Source organism: Acinetobacter baylyi DSM 14961 = CIP 107474 (assembly GCF_000368685.1).
GTDB classification, from domain to species: domain Bacteria; phylum Pseudomonadota; class Gammaproteobacteria; order Pseudomonadales; family Moraxellaceae; genus Acinetobacter; species Acinetobacter baylyi.
Genome location: NZ_KB849628.1, coordinates 44480 through 66044, shown reverse-complemented (window position 1 = coordinate 66044; position 21565 = coordinate 44480). Strand labels below are relative to the sequence as shown.

Sequence of the window (21565 nt, the reverse complement as noted above, 5' to 3'; positions counted from 1 at the left end):
GGATATTGCAATGAAAAAACCTCAACATTTTTTTAAACATGCTGCATTGCTCGGCGTCTGCATCAGTGTAGCTGCATGTAATGACAATAACGATCATGATACGGCACAGTCGAGCCAAAGTATTCCACAATTAAGCCCAGCAGTAGGTGCTCAGCTCAAAGGCAGTTGTACAGATTTAAGCGGTTTCAAATTTGATACCACCGTAGTTGAAAGTGCAACTTTACAAAATGCAGGCGCTCTGACCGTCGTGGGGAAAAATATTCCGGCGCATTGTTTGGTCAAAGGTTATATGGAGCAACGTATTAGCCCAATCGATGGTCAAACCTATCAGATTGGCTTTGAAATGCGACTTCCGGTGAGCTGGAACGGACGTTTTCTATATCAAGGAAATGGCGGTACCGACGGCAACATCGCCACAGCGACCGGACAAGTGGGCAGCGGCGGGATGTTAAGCAATGCTTTAAAAGACGGATTCGCGGTAATTTCATCCGATGCCGGACATTCATCTGCACAAAATCCTCTTTTTGGTTTAGATCCGCAAGCTCGCATCAACTATGGTTATGGTGCTATTACAAAGTTAACGCCTATGGCCAAAGATCTGATTAAAACAGCTTACGGTAAATTGCCAGATCGATCTTATGCAGGAGGTACGTCTAACGGCGGTCGACATGCCATGATGGCTGCAACACGCCTAGGCGATCAGTACGATGGCATCTTGGCAAGCACACCCGGATTTCATCTACCACGTGCAGCAGCGGCACAGCTATACACGGCGCAGCAATTACGTCGTGTTGCCACCGATGAAAATGATTTAAGCACTGCACTCACCTATGCAGAACGTAACGTACTTGCCAATGCGATTTTAACACGCTGTGATGCACTCGATGGTGTAGCAGATGGTATGGTACAAGACGTTGAAGCCTGTCGAACCGCCTTTGATATTCATAAAGATGTGCCTGTCTGCTCGGGTTCACGTGATGGAAGCTGTTTGAGTAAAGACCAGATCGATGTCGTGGCTAATATTTACCGCGGCCCTGTCAATTCATCTGGCGAAGCATTGTATGCGACCCAGCCTTACGATCCGGGATTACTTGGCAGCAATTGGGCAAGCTGGAAATTTGTTTCTTCTGTGGGTACGGCACGCGACCCGGTAGCGGTAGGCATTATATTTCAGGTACCACCAGATCCAACAATTGTGCAAAATTCACGAAAATTTGCCTTTAACTATAATTTTGATACAGATTACCCAAAACTTTCTGCAACCAATTCGACCTATTCAGAAAGCGCGATGTCATTTATGATCCCGCCAGATGAGCTCAATCTGGATAAATTACGCTTGCATGGCGGTAAAATGATTGTGGTGCAAGGCACAGCAGATGGCGTATTTTCGGTAGATGACACACAAAACTGGTACGATAAACTGATGGCAAAATACAAGAGCAGCAGTTTGGGTGACGCACAAAGTTTTGCTCGTTTTTATCGCGTTCCGGGAATGAATCATTCGCGGGGTGGGCTTGCGACCGACCAGTTTGATGCACTTACTGCTTTGGTGAACTGGGTAGAATATGGTCAAGCACCAGATCAAATTCTCGCTTCTGCACGCGGTGTCGGTAATGCAAGTGGCGAAATCAATAGCGAGTTACCATCGAGCTGGTCGGCCAATCGAACTCGACCACTATGTCCATATCCAAAAATCGCACGTTATAACGGTACAGGTGACAGTGAAAAAGCCGAGAATTTCACTTGTAAATAAACACAGCCGAGATAAAAAAGAGAGCGACTAATCGCTCTCTTTTTGTTTTAGCTGGCATGTTTTAAATAGTCAAGGGATTTGATTTCATAGGGTAAACCCACATAGTTTTCAGCGAGTGTGGTCTGACCTGCCGTAGAACCTAAGATATAGCTCAATTCTGCTTGTTTAATTTTATGATCAAACTCGCTTTCGGTTTCAAAGCGATGTAACAAATGGGTCATCCACCATGAAAAACGCTCTGCTTTCCATACACGTTGCAAGCATTTTTCTGAGTATTGATCTATACCTTGCTCAGATCCTTGCGTGTAAAATTCAATGAGCGCACTCGACAAATATGCAATATCTGAAGCTGCAAGATTCAATCCTTTGGCACCCGTTGGTGGAACAATATGTGCGGCATCACCAGCTAAGAATAATTTTCCAAATCGCATCGGTTCTGTGACAAAGCTCCGCAAAGGTGCAATACTTTTCTCAATTGAAGGGCCTGTAACGAGTTTTTCGCAGCTTTCAGGGTCGAGGCGATTCTTAAGCTCTTCCCAAAATTGATCATCCGACCAGTTTTCTACGTGATCGGTTAAAGGAACTTGAATGTAATATCGGCTTCGCGTTTCTGAGCGCATGCTACACAGTGCAAAACCACGCTCTGATTGAACATAAATTAACTCGTCTGCCACAGGCGGCACATCGGCAAGTACACCTAACCAACCAAATGGATAGACCTTTTCAAAGGTTTTAATTTTATCTTGAGGCACACTAGCACGGCACACGCCATGATAACCATCACATCCTGCAATGAAATCACATTCGATTTGATAGTGAGTTCCGTTGGATTCAAAAGTCACTTTTGGCGCATTATAAAAATCATGAATTTGAACATCATTCGATTCATAAAATGAGCAAAGACCAGCCTGCTCACGTGCTTGCATTAAATCTTTAGTAACTTCGGTCTGCCCATATACCGTGACTTGTTTACCTTGAGTCAATGCCGATAAATCGACACGGAATTTTTGGCCATTGGTCAGAATTTCAATGCCCGAATGTGGCAATCCTTTTTCTTTGAGGTTCTGATCAACTCCAGCTTGCTCGAGTAAATCGACCGATACTTGCTCTAAAATTCCTGCACGAATGCGTGATGCAACGTAATCGGCACTTCGCTGTTCCACAATAACGTGTTCAATTCCAGCTTTGTAAAGCAGTTGACCGAGTAGTAATCCCGCTGGGCCAGAACCAATAATTGCAACTTTGGTTTTCATAGTTTGCATAACATCATCCTTGCTATTTTCTATTTTTAAAGTACCGCCTCATTAAAAAGACATCTATAATCAAGGCTCAAAATTATCCGATTAGCATTACAACTGTCCGATGATCGGACAAAACCATTTTGGATTTGAATGTTATGGAACAACATCACCAATACCTTGCACATCCCCATTCAAGTGAAGAAATACGTACGGAAGATTACATTGCAGGCTTGGCCAAAGGCTTAGCGCTTTTAGAAGCATTTGGAATTGACAGACAACGACTGAACGTGACACAGGTTGCAGAGCGTACTGGTATAAGCAGAACAGCTGCACGGCGTTATTTAAAGACACTTAAATTTTTGGGTTATTTAGATACCGATGAGCACTATTTTTGGCTTACACATCGTGTTTTACGTTTTTCTAGTTCTTATTTAAGCTCGGCACATTTACCCAAAGTGGCACAGTCATTTTTAAATCTACTGTGTGCTCAAACCAGCCTCACCTTTTCAATTGTGGTGCTCGATGAGCATGAAGTTGTACCTGTTGCGCGTAGTTATTTACCCCAGCAAGATAATCTTCGCGTGAGCCCCTATGGGATGCATTTGGGTAATCGTTTGCCTGCCCACGCCACCTCTACCGGTAAAGTATTACTTTCTGTTCTGGATCGTGAAGTACAAATTGAATGGATTGAAAAATATGGTCTGAAGCGCCTCACGCCTTATACCATTACCGATGAACATACTTTTTTAGAAACATTAGATGCTGTTCGGCAATCGGACTACTGTTTGTCTACTGAGGAACATGAACTGGGTCTGATTGCGATTGCGGTACCCGTTTTAAACGCACAGGGGCTTACCATTGCAGCACTTAATTGTATGTCACAAACCAATCGGGTGCAGCCACAGTATCTTATCGATCAAGTTTTACCTTTATTACGCAATACTGCGAATGAGCTGCGTAATTTGGTATAATTTTAATCATAGATATTTGTTATCTTATTAAAAAACTTTAAAAGAGTTGAGATTCAATATTAGATTTTTAATAAGAAAGAAAATATTTAGATATATAATCAATCAACTTGTAAAAAATAAAGCAACTTATTAGTAAATTATTTTATAGAAATTTTAAGAGAAATATATGGGTACCAATATATCTGGAATGATTTTTAAATGTTCTAGCGACCAAGATGATATTGAAAATTTAGTTCATAAATGGATAAAAGATGAAGATTCATTTTTTGATCAACAATCAACTATACATATTGAATTTTTAAATAATAATTTAATTCTTATTCATAATCATGAGATTTTTGAGTCTGCAAAAAATAATCCTAAATTATGGGAAAAACTACTACTCAATTTAAAGGAATCGGAGTGGACAGTTTTCTTTAAATGTGTCGATAGCTTTGAATCATTTAGTTATATCATATATCAAAATCGTAAAGAAATACGTAAAGTAATCCAATATCAGGGATCAAATCTTTATCAAACTGGCCAACCTTTGAATTGCGAAAAATCTTGGCTGAATTTTACTATTTTTTATGAACGAGAAAGTTACACTGATGGTTCTTATAAAATTGAAAGATATGAGATTCCAGATCTAAATGATGAGAGCAATCCAGATATTCAATATCACAAGTACTATTATATTATAGAAAAAAGCTTATCTTTTTATCATCATTACCTTGCTCGTGCACTTTTAGTAGAAGTGCTTCAATATCACTTAGGTTTTGATATTATTGATAGCGACTACAATACATCTCAATCTTTAATTATCAACTGTGAAGATATTCCAAACTTTAAACGAACATTAAAACAAGCTCAAGAAGGATGTATCAAGGCTCAAAATCAATTAGCATCTATGTATCTAAATGGTTTAGATGTTACTCAAAATATGTCTTTAGCGCTTTTTTGGTATGAAAAAACGGCGTCTCAAAATGATCCTGAAGGAGAACTAAATCTAGGTAAACTCTATTTGAACGGCCTAGGGATAGAAAAAAATTATGAGTTAGGATTAACTTGGATTAAAAAATCAGTAAAGCAGAATTATCCAGATGCCTATTTTACCTTGGCGGAGTTGTATGAAAAAGGTCATATTGTTCAAAAAGATATTCAACAAGCTTTAATATTTTATAAAAAGGCTGCAAATCTTAGACATGCAACTTCCGCTTATAGATTAGGCCAAATATTTGAATTAGGTCAAGGAGTTACCCTAGATTTAAAATTAGCTAAAAGGTTTTATCATCAAGCAGCAAGTAACTTTAGCTCAGAGGCCAAAAATCGTTTAGATATTTTAGATCAGTTGATAAATAAGTAGAAAAATTATTTAGAAAATATATAGTAAGAATAAAAGGGACTCCTGAGAGTCCCTTTTTTTTAAGCGATTGAATTATTTTTCAAGGGCATATGCAATCACGTAGTCACCATGATCTGGAGACTGACGTGCACCACCTGCTGAAACAACAACGTATTGTTTTCCAGTTTTTGGTGACATATAACTCATAGGCGTACCTTGACTACCCACAGGAAGACGTGCTTTCCACAACTCTTTACCATTAGATGAGTTAAACGCACGTAAGTAGTAGTCTTGCGTTGCAGCAAAGAATACTAACCCGCCTTGAGTCGCCATAGGACCACCAATGGTTGGCATACCAATTGGTGCTTTCAAGCCCATTTTAATACCCATTGGACCCGTGTCTTGAATCGTACCCAATGGTACTTGCCAAGCCACTTGACGTGTTTTCATATCAATTGCAGTCATGGTACCAAAAGGTGGTTTTTGACATGGAATGCCCAACGCTGACATAAAGCGGTTTTTATTCACTTTATATGGCGTACCTTTCATTGGAACTGCACCCATACCTGTATTAACTTTCTCGCCACCATTTGCCTGAATTTTGATATCTTCAGGAGTCTGCTTGATCAATTGAATCCAAAGCCCTAAACGCATGTCATTCACAAACATATAACGGTGCGTTGGATCAAATGCGATAGAACCCCAGTTCATACCACCCAGAGAACCCGGGAAGCTCAGTGATACATCAGTACCTGGTGCGGTGTAAAGCCCGTCATAACGCATTGATTTAAAGTTGATACGACACATCAACTGATCAAATGGCGTCGCGCCCCACATATCAGACTCTTTAAGTGTCTGATTACCAATTTGCGGCATTTCAACTGAACGCGGCTGAGTTTTACTGTATTGTTCGCCAGGAATATCAGCCACTTTAATTGGCTGCTCGATCACTTTAGTCAGTGGTTTACCTGTCACACGATCAAGTACATAAAACTGACCTGATTTAGTGCCAATAACAACCGCAGGTTTAGTTGTACCATCTTTCATTGGGAAGTCTACCAAACTTGGTTGCATTGGTAAGTCAAAATCCCAAAGGTCATTATGAACAGTATTATAAACCCATTTTTCTTTACCTGTCGTCGCATCAAGTGCAAGTACAGAGGTATTATATTTATGGTCGGCTGCAGTACGATTACCACCCCAAACGTCTACAGATGAACTTCCCATTGGCAAGAACACGGTATTCATTTGCGGGTCATAAGACATGGCTGCCCATGAGTTCGTAGAACTGCGTTTGTAAATCTCACCTGGTTTTAAAACGTAGTTTGGATCTGGATTACGTGGATCAAATGCCCAACGTAATTTACCTGTAATCACATCATAGGCACGAATGACTCCACCAGGCATATCGGCTGCCACGTTATCTGCAATACGGCTTCCCACGACAATCGTTGTACCTGCAATGGTAGGTGCCGAAGTGACTTCAAAGCGAGGTGCCTTAGTATTTTCACCAAGTCCTTCATGTAAATTCACTGTACCATTAACACCAAAGTCTTTACAACGAGCGCCTGTATCTGCATTTACTGCAATCAAACGGCCATCTACAGTATTGGTATATACACGTCGCGGACACTCAGTATTTGCTGCTAAAGCAGCTACAGGTGTTGCACCAGCCAATGTAGGTTGTACCAATGGTTGTGTCGAATCAAAATAAGCGACGCCACGACAACGTTCCCATGCATCCGCAGTAGAGTTAACTTCTGCTTTCCAAAGCTGCTTTCCAGAGTCTGCATCAATTGCAAATATATTATTATGTGGTGTACACAAGAATACTTTATTGCCAACTTGCAATGGTGTCATTTGATCTTCTGCACCGTTACCTGTACCAGTCGTAAAATCACCTGTACGGAAACGCCAAGCTTCTTTTAATTTAGATACGTTGTTACGGTTAATCTGATCAAGCGCTACAAAACGACTGCCGCCAGCATCATTACCATAATGATCCCAATTTACCTGTTTTTTGGCAGGGTCAACTGGAACAAGTGGTAGTTCTTCGCCAGATGCTTTCACAGTTTCATGTGGAATAAACATTCCATACAGACCACCGAGCATTCCTAAAACGGTCAAACCACCAATGACATATGCTGGAGCGCTCATTGGGGTTTGATATTGGTATTTACGAATAGATGGCAAGGTTAACATGACCGCAGCAAATAAACCTGCTGGGAACATCAAACGTGAATGCAATGGCCAAAATTCGAAACCAGCATCAATTAACGCCCAAATAACAGTACCAATGAAGGCCAAAGCATATAACCAGACCCCGGTTGCTTTTTTCTTGAACATAAAAAAAGCTGAGGTAGTAATCATTAAACCAGCAATCAGGAAGTACCATGAACCACCCAAGCTAATCAGTTTTCCACCACCGATAACATAAAATGCACCAGTAATAAGTAACGCCAGCCCAAGTATAAAACACCATACTTTCAATATGATGTGAGACTTTTCTTGAGGGTCAGACATACATCTTTCTCCACGTATCGTGATCATGAGTACAGAGAGTCATTCTCATCATCACGTATAAAACACATTCAGCTAAAGTCATGTTAATGACTTTAGCTGTTCGAATTAAGTTTAAAATCAACAATATCTTTGCTTGTATTTTAATCAATATTTTTTATTGAAATGATGATACTGTTAGAAATTTAAACGCATACTTAAACCCGCAACCCATGCATCATCAACCTCTTTCACACCAGCAGGTTGATGAATATATTGAATATTTGGGCGCAACATCACGGCTGGAGACCATTGATAGGTATAATTCAATTCAACATTCAGTTCATCGTGCTGAATTGGAACATAATTTGACGCCAAATCATCATATTCATAATAACCACGGCTTTCATTGGTTGCAATTTGACGATCACGTACTCGTTTATTTACGACATAGTTTGCCAAACCAAAACCAATTGAATCATTTGGGCGACTATCAAAAGGGCCTTTATACCAAAGTGCCAATTGCTGGGTACTTTCTACCATTGTAGTCGCTTTATCATTCACCACACCATTAAAGCTGACGAATAAACCACGTTTGGCGTTATCATTATGCTGAGTCAATTGTTGTTGAGTATTAATCCAGAAGCTATGCTTGCTATCATGGACTTTACTCACTGTCCCCACATCATTAGCATCTGCTGTAGAGTATAAAGCACCTACTTTATATTCACCTGGCAAACCATTAAACATTGCAAGTTTAGGTTTCCATGCTAACTCTACAGGAATGGTTGCCCCTTTGACATTATTCATATCCAGATTAAAACCATCACTATTTGATTGGGTTTTGACGTTATCTGGATTGACTTCATAAACGCCCAAACCTAAAGTCCACTCAGGCGCAAATTGGTATTTTACATTGGTACCCCATAGCCCTACTGGCCAGTTGTACCAGATCGAACCAATGGATTTTCCAAGCTGTCCACCACAGAGTAATAAATTCTGGAATTCACATTGTGAGCTATTAAAATCATCTGACATCCCCATACGACCAATTTTAAATTGAACCGTATTGTCATTGAATCCTTTTTTCACCCAAGCTTGTGTTAAACGCCAGATTTTTCCACGTCCATAAATTTCCTGGGTATTGCCAAGCGTAGTCGAGCGTGGATCTTTAATACGTTCCAGAGTCAAAGAGTTACCATCACGTTTGGTGATCATGATGGCTGCTGTCGTATCTTCCCAACCTGCGATTTTGCTTAAATCAAAATTTGCACCCAGCGTCAGTTGTCCAGCATTTTCAAGCGTATTGCTGTCGTTATACCCACCATCAAGATTAGTGGCGGCCTGACTCATAATCGACGCTGTAAATTTATAGCCCTGCTTTTCTAGCTGCTGACGTTCGCCGCCCCAGTCACCGAGTAACCATTGACGATCTTGTGACCAAAAGTCATTGGCTAGTGTCATTTGACTGCCCAAAACTGCCGCTGACACTAAACCTAGTTTAAAAAAATGACGCATATCGTATTCCTTATTGTTTCACCAGAATGTATTGATAAAATTGCAAACATCCTGGTGAATATTTTTATTATCTCATTTTCACTGCAGAACTTAACTCTGAAGTGGCGCCCAAGTGATCAGTTACATTCGCAGTAACAGATGGCATGCTGACTTTTGGTGCCCAGTTTGCTTTTGCAAGACCTTGATGATCTGTCACTACAACAATTGAACCTAAATATTGCTCAGCTTCGGAAGAAGATGCATTACGATTTCCAAAAAATTCTACGTTGTAACGCTGGTTTGGTGTTCCTTTAACTTCAACTGTAAGTTGTTTTTTACTGACAGTCAGTTTAGGTGCCTGAATACCTTGGTTCGGAATGGCATTACAGTTTTGTTGATTTGGCTGTGTACATGTTTTTTGTAATTTTGCAGGTTCAATGACTACACCGCCACCACGAGAGCCTACAAAACCTTCATGCTCAAGCGCAGGAACACCAAATACAATTGCACCTAAACGTTGGTTTGGAACACATGAACCACCAGCCTCACAGCGTTTGATATCTTTACCATTATCCCAAATCTGATTTTTGGTAAGTGTGATACGTGCATTTGCATCTTTTTCAGAACGAATTGCGATACCAATACGATTGCCATGCACTTTGTTACTATCGAAGATGTTTCCATCACCTGTAAGATTGAAACCCAAAGAGTTATTGGTCAATTCGTTATAAGCGATGTAATTACGTTTACCCCAGTTGATTTGTAGACCATCTGAATAGTTTTCAAATTTGTTACCCACCACTGCATTGTCATTCCCCCAAAGAATTTCAATGCCTTGAGACGGCTCTGGATTGGCTTTGGTCGATGTAAACAGATTGTTAGCAATCAGGTTGAATGCTGCTCCACGCGTCAGTTCAAGACCATCGCCATTGTCAATAAACACATTATCCAATACTTTGTTGTTATTGGTGGTGGTAGACGTTGGGTTACCTTTACCATCATCACCCGTGATCATGACACCAGCGCCACCGTAATTATTTGAAATACGGTTATGCTGAATCAAATTATTGCTTGAACGATTTACCAGTACACCAATACAGAAGCGATGAACATCAAGACCTTTCAGGGTCACACCATTGACATCTTGTAGAACCAAACCTGGTAAAGTCATGGTACGAACATTGGTACCATATTGTCCTGGATTTGCACCTGGACATGCTTTTTCGCCTTCGCCCTTGATATAGTTTGAACCATCAATCGCAATAAATTCGCCCGTTTTATCCCATTCTGTACCAATAATTTTTACAGATGATTTAATCGGTGGTAACGGTTTATCCACCTTGATCACATAAGGTGCCTTACCAACAGCCTGAATCAGAATCTGATTCTCTTGTGCGCTATTTGCATTAGATTGTTCAATTGCCCAACGCAAAGAGCCTTTTTCACTATCATCCTGATAACGATCTACAGTATAAGTTTCTGCCGCAGCAAAACCTGATGTTACCAAGCCCAGCGCCAATAAAGATACGCGTAAAGAAGTTAATTTCATGACATGTTCCCTGTCTTATTTAAGGTGTAGGTTGAACTGTTTTAAGGAATTGTTTAAGTGCAGTAACATCAATTTGACCTGGTGCAGAAGCCTCCCCAATCATACCGAAGCTTAAGCTACCGCCCATATTTGCAGTTGCAATACGCGAAATCGTACCTAAACGCCCCATTGACATGGTAAGTAGTGGCTTTGTACTTTGCTCACTGACTTTTAATGTCGCATTCATCAATGTAAATACATCTTGTTTAGATTTTGGCATGACTGCAATTTTTAGAATATCTGCACCCATTTGATCTTGCTTCAATAGACGGCTTACAATTTCCTGCTCACTTGGTGTTTTATCAAAATCATGGTTTGACATGACAACCAATACTTTTTTCTGGTGCGCAAGTTTGGTCAATTTGGCAACTGCAGCCTGATCACGAAACATTTCAATATCTAGCAATTGCATGAACGGTTTTTTAAGATATTCACTGTAGATTTTTTCATATTCTTGATCTGTTACTTTCAACTTTCCACCTTCGTTAGACGTACGAATTGTTGCAAGTAACGGTTTATCTTTTAAAATCTGATTAAGTTCTTGTCCTAAAGCAATGACTTTTTTGGTATCGCTGGCAAACTCAAGTAAATCGATACGAAATTCGGCAATATCTGCATCTTTATTTTCCGCGATTACTTTTGCCTGTGCCAAAGCTTGCTCTCTTGTTTTAGCAGTGATTGGCACGAGGGTTTTAACAGGTAAATCACCAATGTTTAAATTTTTTACAACATAAGTTGATTTAGATGCTGGTACAGTATTTTCAGCCGCATAGGTCGTTGACAATATAGGCAATGACATCAACAACGCACCACTTAGACAAAGTTGTTTAACCAGTTTGTTTGTATTGAACATTTACGTTTCCTTGTAAAATTATGGAGGCTGTATACCGAAAGATATACGGCCCGTTCCATAGTCAAAAATTTAGATATCGAAAAATACCGTTTCGTTTTCACCTTGAATACGAATATCAAAACGATAAACCACTTCACCATCACGCTCTTCACGTTTGGCAACCAGTGTTTGACGACGTGTCGCCCACTCGATACTGTTTAAAACAGGATCTTTTGCATTTGCTTCTGCTTCGTCATCAAAATAGACACGAGTGTGAAGACCAATGTTGATACCACGCGCAAAAATAATCAGTGAAATATGTGGTGCTTGAGTTGAACCTTTACGGCCTGGAACAGCACCTGGCTTAATGGTATTAAAACTCCAGAAGCCTGTACCAAAATCTGCACCTGTACGGCCCCAACCCAAAAAGTTCGGATCGACTTGTTTACCTTGAGTATCAGCTTGACTTGGGTAAACGCCATTGGTATCTGCTTGCCAGATTTCAATCAGTACGTCACGTAGAGGTAAACCAAGCCCATCAAACACTTGACCTTCTAATCGGATGCGTTGACCTTGCGTATTGTCCTGTACAAGGTTGTTATCCAAATTGTGTTCAAATACTTCGATATTGGCTTGTTTTGGCAAAAGACCAATATGGACATATGGACCACCTGTTTGAGATGGGGTTTCTTTGAGTTCCTGAAAATTCCAACCATTCATGTTTTTTACTCCATCCATTAAGTTAAGTCATTTTCGAAGTAAGTCGCGCGGCGACCACGAAGCGTAATGTCAAAGCGATAACAACGGCTGTCAGCTTCAATGAAATTGCTCTTGTCTTCTAATGCAATTAGCGCACGACGTTGTTGCTCAGAAGGAATGGTTTTCAGGATTGGGCAAGAATCAATCAATGTATCGCCTTCAAAATAGAACTGCGAAATTAAACGTTGTGCCCAACCATCTGCAATTAAAGAGAAGTGAATGTGAGCAGGACGCCATTCATTGATACGGTTACGCCATGGGTATGGACCTGGTTTAATCGTACGGAATACATAATAACCATTATCATCAGTCAACATACGGCCACAACCACCGAAATTAGGATCCATGGCACCGATATATTGATCATTTGGATGACGATAACGACCAGATGCATTGGCTTGCCATACTTCAACAAGTGCATTTTTTACAGGTCGACCAAACTGGTCACGTACATAACCATGCACAATGACACGTTCACCAATCGGCAAACCATCTTTGGCATAGTTCAAGATTAAGTCATTGTCTTTTGGACCAAATTTATCAGCACTAAAATGTGGTGCAGTGACTTCACTTAAAGTTTCTGCAATAGAAATGAGTGCATTCTTAGGCGAGCGTAACACACTGGTTTTATAACCTGGTGCATAAGCTGGCGGATGATCTTCGGTATTACGCTGAGCGTAAGCTCCCCAAATAATTTGAGACATTTTCTACTCCCTCTAAATCCATTAATCCTTGTTTACTTTTTCAGGTGCAATTCCCAAGTCCTTAAAGACCTCTTCTGCCATATGCATCGCAGCATTTGAAGCGGGTAAGCCTGCATAAAGTGAACAATGTAGAATCAACTCTTTTAATTCATCTTTGGTCACACCATTGTTGAAACAGGCACGTAAATGCATACGCAGCTCATCTTCACGCCCAAGCGCCAACAACACTGCAATTGTGACCAAACTACGCGTATGACGAGGAAGTCCAGGACGAGACCAAACCTCTCCCCATGCAAAACGGCTAATAAAGTTTTGAAAATCCTGATTGAAGTCGTTTAGGTTCTCAAGTGAACGGTTAACATGCTTTTCACCCAGAACTTCTGTACGGACTTCCAGCCCTTGTTTATAACGTTGTTCATCATTCATAAGAGAAACCTCACATCAAGTTGCATCTGTATGTGCAACAAGGGATTTAACAAAAATTGCAATTGCAGCGGCAGCAGCAGGAATAATCAACATGCTCAGGATCATGGTAAATGACCAGTTATTTCCTAATAAAACTGCACCAATCCATGCACCAAATACGGCACCAAAACGGCCAATTCCAGACATCCATGCCACACCTGTTGCACGACATTGCGTTGGATAGAAACGCGCACTCAATACTGGCATTGAAGATTGAGCACCATTGACGGCAATACCTGCACATAAAATAAACAGAGCAAGTAACGTTGGGTTTGATAAGCTTTGTCCCACAATCACCGCAAAGATACCTGCTGCCAAGTAAAAGCCAGCAATAATTCGGTTTGGATTGAAACGATCCATTGCCCAACCGATAAATAACGCACTAAGCACACCACCGAACTGGAATAAACCACCCAAGAATGCTGCACGCTCTAAAGATGCACCTGTTTCACGCATCAAAGTTGGCAACCAACTGGTCAACAGATAAATCATGACCAATCCCATAAAATAGGTGACCCAAAGCAAAACCGTACCTTTGACGTATTTCGCTGAAAACAGCATGCCAAATACACCTTTCTTGGTTCCTGCTTCAACTTTTTCTTCTGGAACATGAAACTCGGTCACGCCTTGAACTTTTTGTGGTGCAATACGCGATAAAATTTGACGAACTTTTTTGGTATTTTTTCCTTTTACGATCAAGAAACGATACGATTCTGGAAGGAAGAAAATGACCAATAGCATCAAGATTAATGGTGCCCAACCGCCTAAAAGAAACAGACTGTGCCAACCAAAAGCTGGAATAAGCCAGCTACTGATAAAACCACCAATAGCCATACCCAAGTTATAACCACAAAACATACACGTCACGAGTAGTGAACGAATACGTGCTGGACAATATTCAGAAAATAATGTCGTCGCATTTGGCATGGCTGCGCCCAATCCGATACCTGTTAGAAATCGGAAAATGACCAAACTATCTAAATTTGTAGAATAAGCACATGCCAGTGTAAAACCACCAAAAACGAGCATGGACATAGATAAAACGATTTTACGTCCGAAACGGTCTGCTGTTGGCCCTGAAACCAATGCACCAATAATCATACCGCCGAGTGCTGCACTCATCACTGGACCAAGTTGAGAGCGATCTACACCCCAATCCTGTGCCAATGCTGGCGCGATAAATCCCATTGCAGCAGTATCAATACCATCAACAAAAACAATGAGAAAACAAACAATCGCAATGAGCCATTGATATCGACTCAATGGAGCATCATTAATTAATGCCTGTGCATCTAAACTTGATCTTTGAGTAGCGTAATCCTGAGACGCCATATTTGCCTCCTTAGGCATAAAGTCCTTTTAAATCTCTAAGCTATTGAATAGATTTAACAAATCCACTGAAAATTTGAATAAATTTTTCAGGTTGTTCAATATTTGAAAGATGCGATGCATCAATGACTTCAAACTGATTGCATTGAATATGCTGTTGCATAAATTCACCATCAGTTATCGTCGTCACTGGATCAGCACTACCCGCGATAATCAATGTCGGAATTGAGATTGATGCCAATTTTTCACGTACATCCGCTTTAGCCAAAGCACGGCAAGCATTGGCATAGCCTTGAGCAGGCGTATCTGCCAGACTTTGAATGGTTTTTTGCGCCAAATTATCATTTTTATAATCAAATTTGTCACTAAACCAACGTGTATGAGTCGATGCAACCAAATCGGCTAAGCCATTCGCTTCAACTGCCTCTGCACGTGCATTCCATCCATCTTCAGTCCAGATTTTAGCTGCTGAGTTAGCGACAGTAATGCTATAAAAACGTGCTGCCTGATAAATACCCAACCAAAGCGCAGTCAGACCCCCCATTGAAATTCCACAAAAATGTGCCTTTTCAATATTAAGTGCGTCCAAGATATCGAGGACATCTTCACCTAAATTTTGTAAAGTTGTATTTTCAATCACATCGCTTTGACCATGACCTCGTGTGTCATAGGTGACAACTCGATACTGGCTTTTTAATGCAGCAACTTGTGGTTGCCACATGCCATGATCTGTACCTAATGAGTTTGAAAATACGATTGCAGGCGCATTTTCAGGGCCATTGATCTGTACAGATAATGTCTTGCCTTGACGATTGGTAATCATGATGCTGTGAATTTCGCTCACTTTGCCTCTCCTTTTGCTTCCTGCAATACTGCATCAATCTGGTCTTGAATATTGCCCAGATATGATTCAGGTTTAAAAATCTCATCAAGCTGTGAAGGATTAAAATACTGTTTCACTTCATCCACTTGAGAAATGATATCTTTTAAATGCTTTTGCTCTGCTACCGCAGTTTTACATGCAGCCTCAACCACATGATGCGCATTCAGTCTCCCCATATGAGGTGCTAATGCCATCATGACTGCTTCTGCCATAATCAGACCATGGGTACATTCAATGTTTTGATGCATATTTTCAGCATTCACTTCCATGCCTTTGAGCACGTCTAAAGTGCGTTCTAAAGCACCAGCCGTAAGCTGAAAAATTTCTGGAAGCGATAGCCATTCTGCATGCCAAGCGCCTAAACTACGCTCATGCTCTTGCACCATACTTTGATAAATGCTCGACATAAGAGCTGGCACACGATTCGCAGCTGCAAGCACAGATGCAGCAGCCACAGGGTTACGTTTATGCGGCATGGTTGATGAACCACCACGACCTTTGGCAGTTGGCTCAAATACTTCTGCAATTTCGGTTTGCATCATAAGTGACCAGTCACGTGCCATTTTGCCAACGTTACCTGTAATGATGCCTAAAACACTTGCAATCTCTACAATACGATCACGCTCGCCATGCCATGTACATGCTGTCTGACCAAGTTTTAATTGCTTTGCATAAGCCTCAACAACAATTGAGCCTTGATCTTGTAATGATGCCAAAGAACCTACAGCACCCCCAAGCTGAGCCACCAATACACGTGCTTTGATGGCATTAATACGATCTAAATCACGCTTAAAAGCAGATGCCCAACGTGCAAGCTTATGCCCTAAAGTAATCGGCAAAGCTTGTTGCAACCATGTACGCCCCATCATGACTTGATGGCGATAAGTTTGTGCTTGAGATAACGCGGTCTCGTAACATTGCTGCACTTGGTTTTGTACAATGGCCAGCGCATCACGACATTGTAAAATACATGCAGTATCTAAAATATCCTGGCTGGTTGCACCCCAATGCACATAACGCGCAGCATCTTCATCAGCATCTTTTACAATAGCAGTAAGCTGCTTCACAAATGGAATGGCAATATTCCCTGCCAGACCTGTTGCAGTCGCCAAAGCATCAAAGTCGATTTTATCGATTGCTGTTTTTGCGGCACGTTCGATCACAGTTGCAGCAGATTGAGGAATTACCCCAACCTGTGCCTGTGCTTGCGCCAGTGCAACTTCAGCTTCAACCATATATGACACTAAAGCGCGATCACTGAAGATTTCAGTCACATCTCTTTGGTAAAACAAGCTGGCATATAACTGGCTCATGATGACGCCCCTCAAACCCGCTCAATAATGAGCGCAATCCCCTGACCCACGCCGATACACATCGAACACAGCGCATACTTACCGCCCGACTGTTCAAGCTGGTTTAAAGCCGTCGTCACTAAACGTGCACCAGATGCACCCAATGGATGGCCCAGTGCAATCGCACCCCCATTCGGATTCACCCGTGCATCGTCATCCGCCAGACCTAAGTCTCGGGTACAGGCCAGTGCCTGTGCAGCAAAGGCTTCGTTCAGCTCAATCACATCCATCTGATCAAGCGTCAGATTGGCCTGCTTGAGTAGCTTTTTGATCGCTGGTGCCGGTGCAAAGCCCATGATGCGTGGCTCGATGCCTACCGTGGTGGAGGCAATGATCTTGGCACGTGCTTTGAGCTGGTATTGTGCAACCGCTTCGTCTGATGCAATCAGAACTGCCGCTGCACCGTCGTTGATGCCTGACGCATTGCCCGCTGTCACGCTGCCTTCTGGCTTGACCACGCCTTTTAGCTTGGCCAGTCCCTCTAGTGTGGTTGAGGCACGTGGATGCTCATCGGTGTCGATCACCACCGGCTCTCCTTTGCGCTGTGGAATCGTGACAGGCACGATTTCTTTTGCAAAGTAGCCTTTGGCCTGTGCCGCCGCGGTGCGTTGCTGGCTGGTGTAGGCAAACTGGTCTTGGTCTTCACGCTGGATGCCAAACTGCTCGGCCACATTTTCTGCGGTTTGCGGCATGGTATCCACACCATACATGGCTTTAAGCTTCGGATTGATGAAGCGCCAGCCCATGGTGGTGTCTTCTATCTTCTGGGTGCGTCCAAACGCCCCTTCTGATTTCCCCATCACATACGGTGCGCGGCTCATGCTTTCGACACCCCCTGCAATGATCAGATGGGCTTCGCCTGCTTTGATCGCACGTGCTGCCATGGCGATTGCATCCAGAGATGAGCCACACAGGCGGTTGACCGTCGTTGCCGGCACTTCGACCGGTAGACCTGCCAGCAGTGCCGACATACGGCCAACGTTACGGTTGTCTTCTCCTGCCTGATTGGCACAGCCGTAGATCACGTCATCGACCTGTGCCCAGTTCACGCTTGGGTTGCGTTCGATCAGGGCAGCAATCGGGATTGCGCCGAGATCATCCGCACGTACTGCTGCCAATCCGCCTGCATAGCGGCCAAATGGGGTACGGATCGCATCGACGATGTATGCATGTTTCATATTCGGTTATCCTTAGCCTTGTGTCGCATCGATCAGTGTTGCACCGGTCAGGCGTTGTAGTTCTTCAAAGCTTAAGCCTTCGACTTTCTCGATCACTTTCAGTCCTTCTGGCACCACATCGATGATGCACAGGTCGGTGTAGATCCGGTCGACACATTTCTGGCCCGTGGCTGGGTACGTGAGTTCAGCTACAATCTTCGGCTCACCTTTTTTGGTGACATGATCGGTGGTTACAAAGACTTTTTTTGCCCCAACCGCAAGATCCATGGCTCCACCGACCGACGGTATGGCATCCGGTGCACCGGTGTGCCAGTTGGCCAGGTCTCCATTGGCGGCGATCTGGAATGCGCCTAATACGCAGATATCCAGATGTCCACCGCGCATCATGGCGAAGGAGTCGCCATGGTGAAAGAAGCAACCGCCTTCGAGCATGGTTACGTATTCTTTGCCTGCGTTGATCAGTTCCGGATCTTCTTCGCCGGCCGCTGGTGGTGGGCCAAAGGCCAGCAGTCCGTTTTCTGAATGTAGAAATACGTCTTTGTCGGCAGGCAGATAGCTGGCAATCTTGGTCGGCAGGCCAATGCCAAGATTGACATAGGAGCCTTCCGGAATGTCTTGGGCAACGCGCTGGGCGATCTGGTCACGGGTCAGTTTGTGATAACTCATCTCGATCTCCTTATGGTGCAGCGCTTGCTGGGGTAGATTGGACTGGTACAACGTGTTGAACAAAGATGCCTGGGGTCACCACGTTTTCCGGGTCGAGTTCTCCTAGTGCCACCACTTCGCTCACTTGTGCGATGGTCACGTTGGCGGCCATGGCCATGATCGGGCCGAAGTTTCGTGCTGATTTGCGATAGACCAGATTGCCCCAGCGGTCGCCCTTGTAGGCTTTGATCAGGGCAAAGTCGGCCTTGATCGGGTTTTCCAGTACGTAGTCTTTGCCATCAAAGTTCAGGGTAGGTTTACCTTCTGCGAGTAAAGTGCCAAAACCGGTTGGGGTGTAGATCGGCCCCAGCCCCATGCCGGCGGCCTGTATACGACAGGCCAGATTGCCCTGCGGCACGATTTCAAGTTCAATTTTGCCCGCACGGTATAGCTCGTCAAATACGTAGGAGTCGGCCTGACGTGGGAAGGAACAGATGATCTTTTTGACGGCGCCAGTTTTTAGCAGCTTGGCCAGTCCATAGTCTCCATTGCCGGCGTTGTTGCTGACGATGGTTAGGTTCTTGCGACCTAGTTCAATCAGTCCGTCAATCAGCTCGGCGGGTTGGCCGGCTGTTCCAAAACCACCAATCAGGATGGTGGCACCGTCGTGGATCTGGGAGAGCGCTTCCGTTAGGGTCGCTGCACTTTTATCTATCATCAGATAACTCCAATGTGCATCTAGCAAATTTGATAGGAAGGAAAATTAAGCATGTTTAAGGAAGTGAATTTATATGGATGAAATACTATTTCCTTTGTCATTCAGTAGAATTCCCTTGTCTGATCATTTTTTATAATTTTTTGATTCAGTTCCAGAGTAGTTTAGTAGGTTTTGTTCGATATTTAAATAATTTGTTCGATAATCGAACAAAACATGATTTAGTTATAGTCATTCCGCGTTATATTATACATGTCAATATGACAATCGTATGTAGTAGCTGGAATGTGGTCAAATATGGACGATAAAAAAGTGAAAGAAGAAAAAATTCTTCACAACTCAACCAACAAAAAAATCATTCGCCATGAAGATTTTGTTGCTGGAATTAGTAAAGGCATGGCCATACTGGATAGCTTTGGTACAGATCGTCATCGTCTCAATATTACCATGGCCGCAGAAAAAACAGGAATGACTCGAGCCGCTGCACGTCGTCATTTACTTACTCTTGAGTATCTGGGCTATCTAGAATCAGATGGTCACTACTTTTATCTTACGCCAAAAATTCTAAAATTTTCAGGATCTTATCTTGGTGGCGCCCAGCTCCCTAAAATTTCACAGCCTTTACTTAATTTACTGACTACCCAAACATCACTGATCTATTCAGTCATGGTACTGGATGGTTATGAAGCGATTACCATTGCTCGAAGTGCTGCTCATCAACAAACAGATCGTGTAAATCCTTACGGATTACATTTGGGAAATCGTTTGCCTGCACATGCCACATCAGCTGGCAAAATTCTTTTAGCTTATCTAGATGATCACGCACAGCAAGAATGGCTCAATCAGTATCCTTTACAACGTTTGACTAAATACACCTATACCAACAACATTGATTTCTTAAGACTTTTATCAGAAATAAAAGAACAAGGCTGGTGTTATTCATCAGAAGAACATGAGTTGGGGGTACATGCACTTGCTGTTCCAATTTATGGGCAACAATCACGCGTGGTTGCAGCATTAAATATCGTCTCTCCAACAATGAGAACGACTAAGGAATATTTGATTCAGCATATTTTGCCATTACTACAAGAAACAGCACGTGAATTGCGCAACATTCTTTGATTCGAATTTCAAACATAATGTTCGATGATCGCACACAAGTATTTTATTAGAAAATACTCAATCTAGACTTAGATTGAGTATTATTGACCATAATATATTCAGAAAAATAATTCCAATCACTAAAGAAATGTTCGAATTATTTTTTGAACAGTAAAGATCGAATGAAATACATCACAATTTTTATCAAATAAGAGAGAGTATACAAAGTCATCAAATTGATCTTAATGTCAGCTATAAGCAGAATCTTCAAATCAGTTAAAAATTATTTTGCACCAACAAAGTGCAATTAATTATAAAAATACGTAATATCTAATCACTTTTTGCCATATCGATCTGATTCATCAAAGCATTTTTCTCATCACCTCCTTTCTATTTATGGTTTGTCTTGAACATTGTTTGAAAATTTAATCGAAGTTTGGTTGCCGTTTTTGTATAAATGCTTGTATTCCTTCTTTATAATTTAATGACCTGCCTGCTTCTCGTTGTAAATCTCGCTCAAGATCCAACTGTTGTCCAAGCGAATTTTGACTAGAAAGATTAAATGCTTTTCTAATTAATCTAAGCGATGAGGATGGCTGTAAACTAAGTGTTTCTGCCAATACCCTGACTTGATTTTGAAAGTCATTATCCGCAAAAACATCCCAAATCATCTCCCACTGTAAAGCCGTTTCAGCAGTCAGCCCTGATGCATCTGCTCATTAAAGCTAT

General features: G+C 42.1%; 19 protein-coding genes. 4 read left to right on the top strand and 15 right to left on the bottom strand.

Features of this window, described 5'->3' with window-relative positions:
- Positions 1-10: 10 nt before the first annotated feature.
- The gene (locus F952_RS09705; protein ID WP_004926681.1) at positions 11-1753 is read left to right on the top strand and encodes a tannase/feruloyl esterase family alpha/beta hydrolase; all 1743 of its coding nucleotides are present in this window, start codon (positions 11-13) and stop codon (positions 1751-1753) included.
- A gap of 47 nt (positions 1754-1800) precedes the next feature.
- On the opposite strand, the gene pobA is transcribed toward F952_RS09705, so the two are convergent.
- A complete protein-coding gene (gene pobA / locus F952_RS09700; RefSeq protein WP_004926674.1) occupies positions 1801-3015 on the bottom strand; it encodes a 4-hydroxybenzoate 3-monooxygenase in 1215 nt (404 codons plus the stop codon).
- A gap of 134 nt (positions 3016-3149) precedes the next feature.
- Here pobA and F952_RS09695 point away from each other — a divergent pair, with 134 nt between their 5' ends.
- The gene (locus F952_RS09695; protein WP_004926666.1) at positions 3150-3965 is read left to right on the top strand and encodes an IclR family transcriptional regulator; all 816 of its coding nucleotides are present in this window, start codon (positions 3150-3152) and stop codon (positions 3963-3965) included.
- A 166-nt stretch (positions 3966-4131) separates the two neighbouring features.
- Complete coding sequence (locus tag F952_RS09690) at positions 4132-5310, top strand: tetratricopeptide repeat protein (protein WP_004926662.1); 1179 nt, start codon at positions 4132-4134, stop codon at positions 5308-5310.
- A 72-nt stretch (positions 5311-5382) separates the two neighbouring features.
- Here the strand turns inward: F952_RS09690 and F952_RS09685 are convergent, their stop codons facing one another.
- The 13 genes from F952_RS09685 to F952_RS09625 all read right to left on the bottom strand — a co-directional run bounded on the left by F952_RS09685 (position 5383) and on the right by F952_RS09625 (position 19738).
- Positions 5383-7812: a glucose/quinate/shikimate family membrane-bound PQQ-dependent dehydrogenase gene (locus F952_RS09685; protein ID WP_004926659.1), complete on the bottom strand. Its 2430-nt coding sequence runs from the start codon at positions 7810-7812 to the stop codon at positions 5383-5385.
- Between the two features lie 174 nt (positions 7813-7986).
- A complete protein-coding gene (locus tag F952_RS09680) occupies positions 7987-9306 on the bottom strand; it encodes a carbohydrate porin (RefSeq protein ID WP_004926653.1) in 1320 nt (439 codons plus the stop codon).
- Positions 9307-9373: 67 nt separating this feature from the next.
- The gene (locus F952_RS09675) at positions 9374-10834 is read right to left on the bottom strand and encodes a NosD domain-containing protein (RefSeq protein ID WP_004926650.1); all 1461 of its coding nucleotides are present in this window, start codon (positions 10832-10834) and stop codon (positions 9374-9376) included.
- A 19-nt stretch (positions 10835-10853) separates the two neighbouring features.
- Complete coding sequence (gene aroD / locus F952_RS09670) at positions 10854-11726, bottom strand: type I 3-dehydroquinate dehydratase (RefSeq protein WP_004926647.1); 873 nt, start codon at positions 11724-11726, stop codon at positions 10854-10856.
- Positions 11727-11795: 69 nt separating this feature from the next.
- Positions 11796-12425 (bottom strand): protocatechuate 3,4-dioxygenase subunit alpha, encoded by a 630-nt coding sequence (pcaG, locus tag F952_RS09665; protein ID WP_004926643.1) that lies wholly within the window; start codon positions 12423-12425, stop codon positions 11796-11798.
- 17 nt (positions 12426-12442) lie between these two features.
- Entirely contained in the window at positions 12443-13168 is a 726-nt protein-coding gene (gene pcaH, locus F952_RS09660; protein ID WP_004926639.1) for a protocatechuate 3,4-dioxygenase subunit beta, read from the bottom strand.
- A 21-nt stretch (positions 13169-13189) separates the two neighbouring features.
- A complete protein-coding gene (gene pcaC, locus F952_RS09655) occupies positions 13190-13594 on the bottom strand; it encodes a 4-carboxymuconolactone decarboxylase (RefSeq protein WP_004926631.1) in 405 nt (134 codons plus the stop codon).
- A gap of 15 nt (positions 13595-13609) precedes the next feature.
- Positions 13610-14965, bottom strand: coding sequence for a 4-hydroxybenzoate transporter PcaK (locus tag F952_RS09650; RefSeq protein ID WP_004926629.1), 1356 nt, complete (start codon positions 14963-14965; stop codon positions 13610-13612).
- 40 nt (positions 14966-15005) lie between these two features.
- Positions 15006-15806 (bottom strand): 3-oxoadipate enol-lactonase, encoded by an 801-nt coding sequence (pcaD, locus tag F952_RS09645; RefSeq protein WP_004926626.1) that lies wholly within the window; start codon positions 15804-15806, stop codon positions 15006-15008.
- Positions 15803-17158, bottom strand: coding sequence for a 3-carboxy-cis,cis-muconate cycloisomerase (pcaB, locus tag F952_RS09640; protein ID WP_004926621.1), 1356 nt, complete (start codon positions 17156-17158; stop codon positions 15803-15805). The genes pcaD and pcaB overlap by 4 nt, the downstream gene beginning before the upstream one ends.
- A gap of 11 nt (positions 17159-17169) precedes the next feature.
- Entirely contained in the window at positions 17170-18375 is a 1206-nt protein-coding gene (pcaF, locus tag F952_RS09635) for a 3-oxoadipyl-CoA thiolase (RefSeq protein ID WP_004926618.1), read from the bottom strand.
- Between the two features lie 12 nt (positions 18376-18387).
- The gene (gene catJ, locus F952_RS09630) at positions 18388-19041 is read right to left on the bottom strand and encodes a 3-oxoadipate CoA-transferase subunit B CatJ (protein ID WP_004925445.1); all 654 of its coding nucleotides are present in this window, start codon (positions 19039-19041) and stop codon (positions 18388-18390) included.
- Positions 19042-19051: 10 nt separating this feature from the next.
- Positions 19052-19738 carry a 3-oxoacid CoA-transferase subunit A gene (locus F952_RS09625; RefSeq protein ID WP_004925451.1) on the bottom strand — a complete coding sequence of 229 codons (687 nt, stop codon included), beginning with the start codon at positions 19736-19738 and terminating at the stop codon, positions 19052-19054.
- Between the two features lie 294 nt (positions 19739-20032).
- Here F952_RS09625 and pcaU point away from each other — a divergent pair, with 294 nt between their 5' ends.
- Positions 20033-20857, top strand: coding sequence for an IclR family transcriptional regulator PcaU (gene pcaU, locus F952_RS09620; RefSeq protein WP_004926612.1), 825 nt, complete (start codon positions 20033-20035; stop codon positions 20855-20857).
- Between the two features lie 404 nt (positions 20858-21261).
- Here the strand turns inward: pcaU and F952_RS09615 are convergent, their stop codons facing one another.
- Positions 21262-21537 (bottom strand): enoyl-CoA hydratase-related protein, encoded by a 276-nt coding sequence (locus F952_RS09615; RefSeq protein WP_011182331.1) that lies wholly within the window; start codon positions 21535-21537, stop codon positions 21262-21264.
- Between the last annotated feature and the right edge of the window lie 28 nt (positions 21538-21565).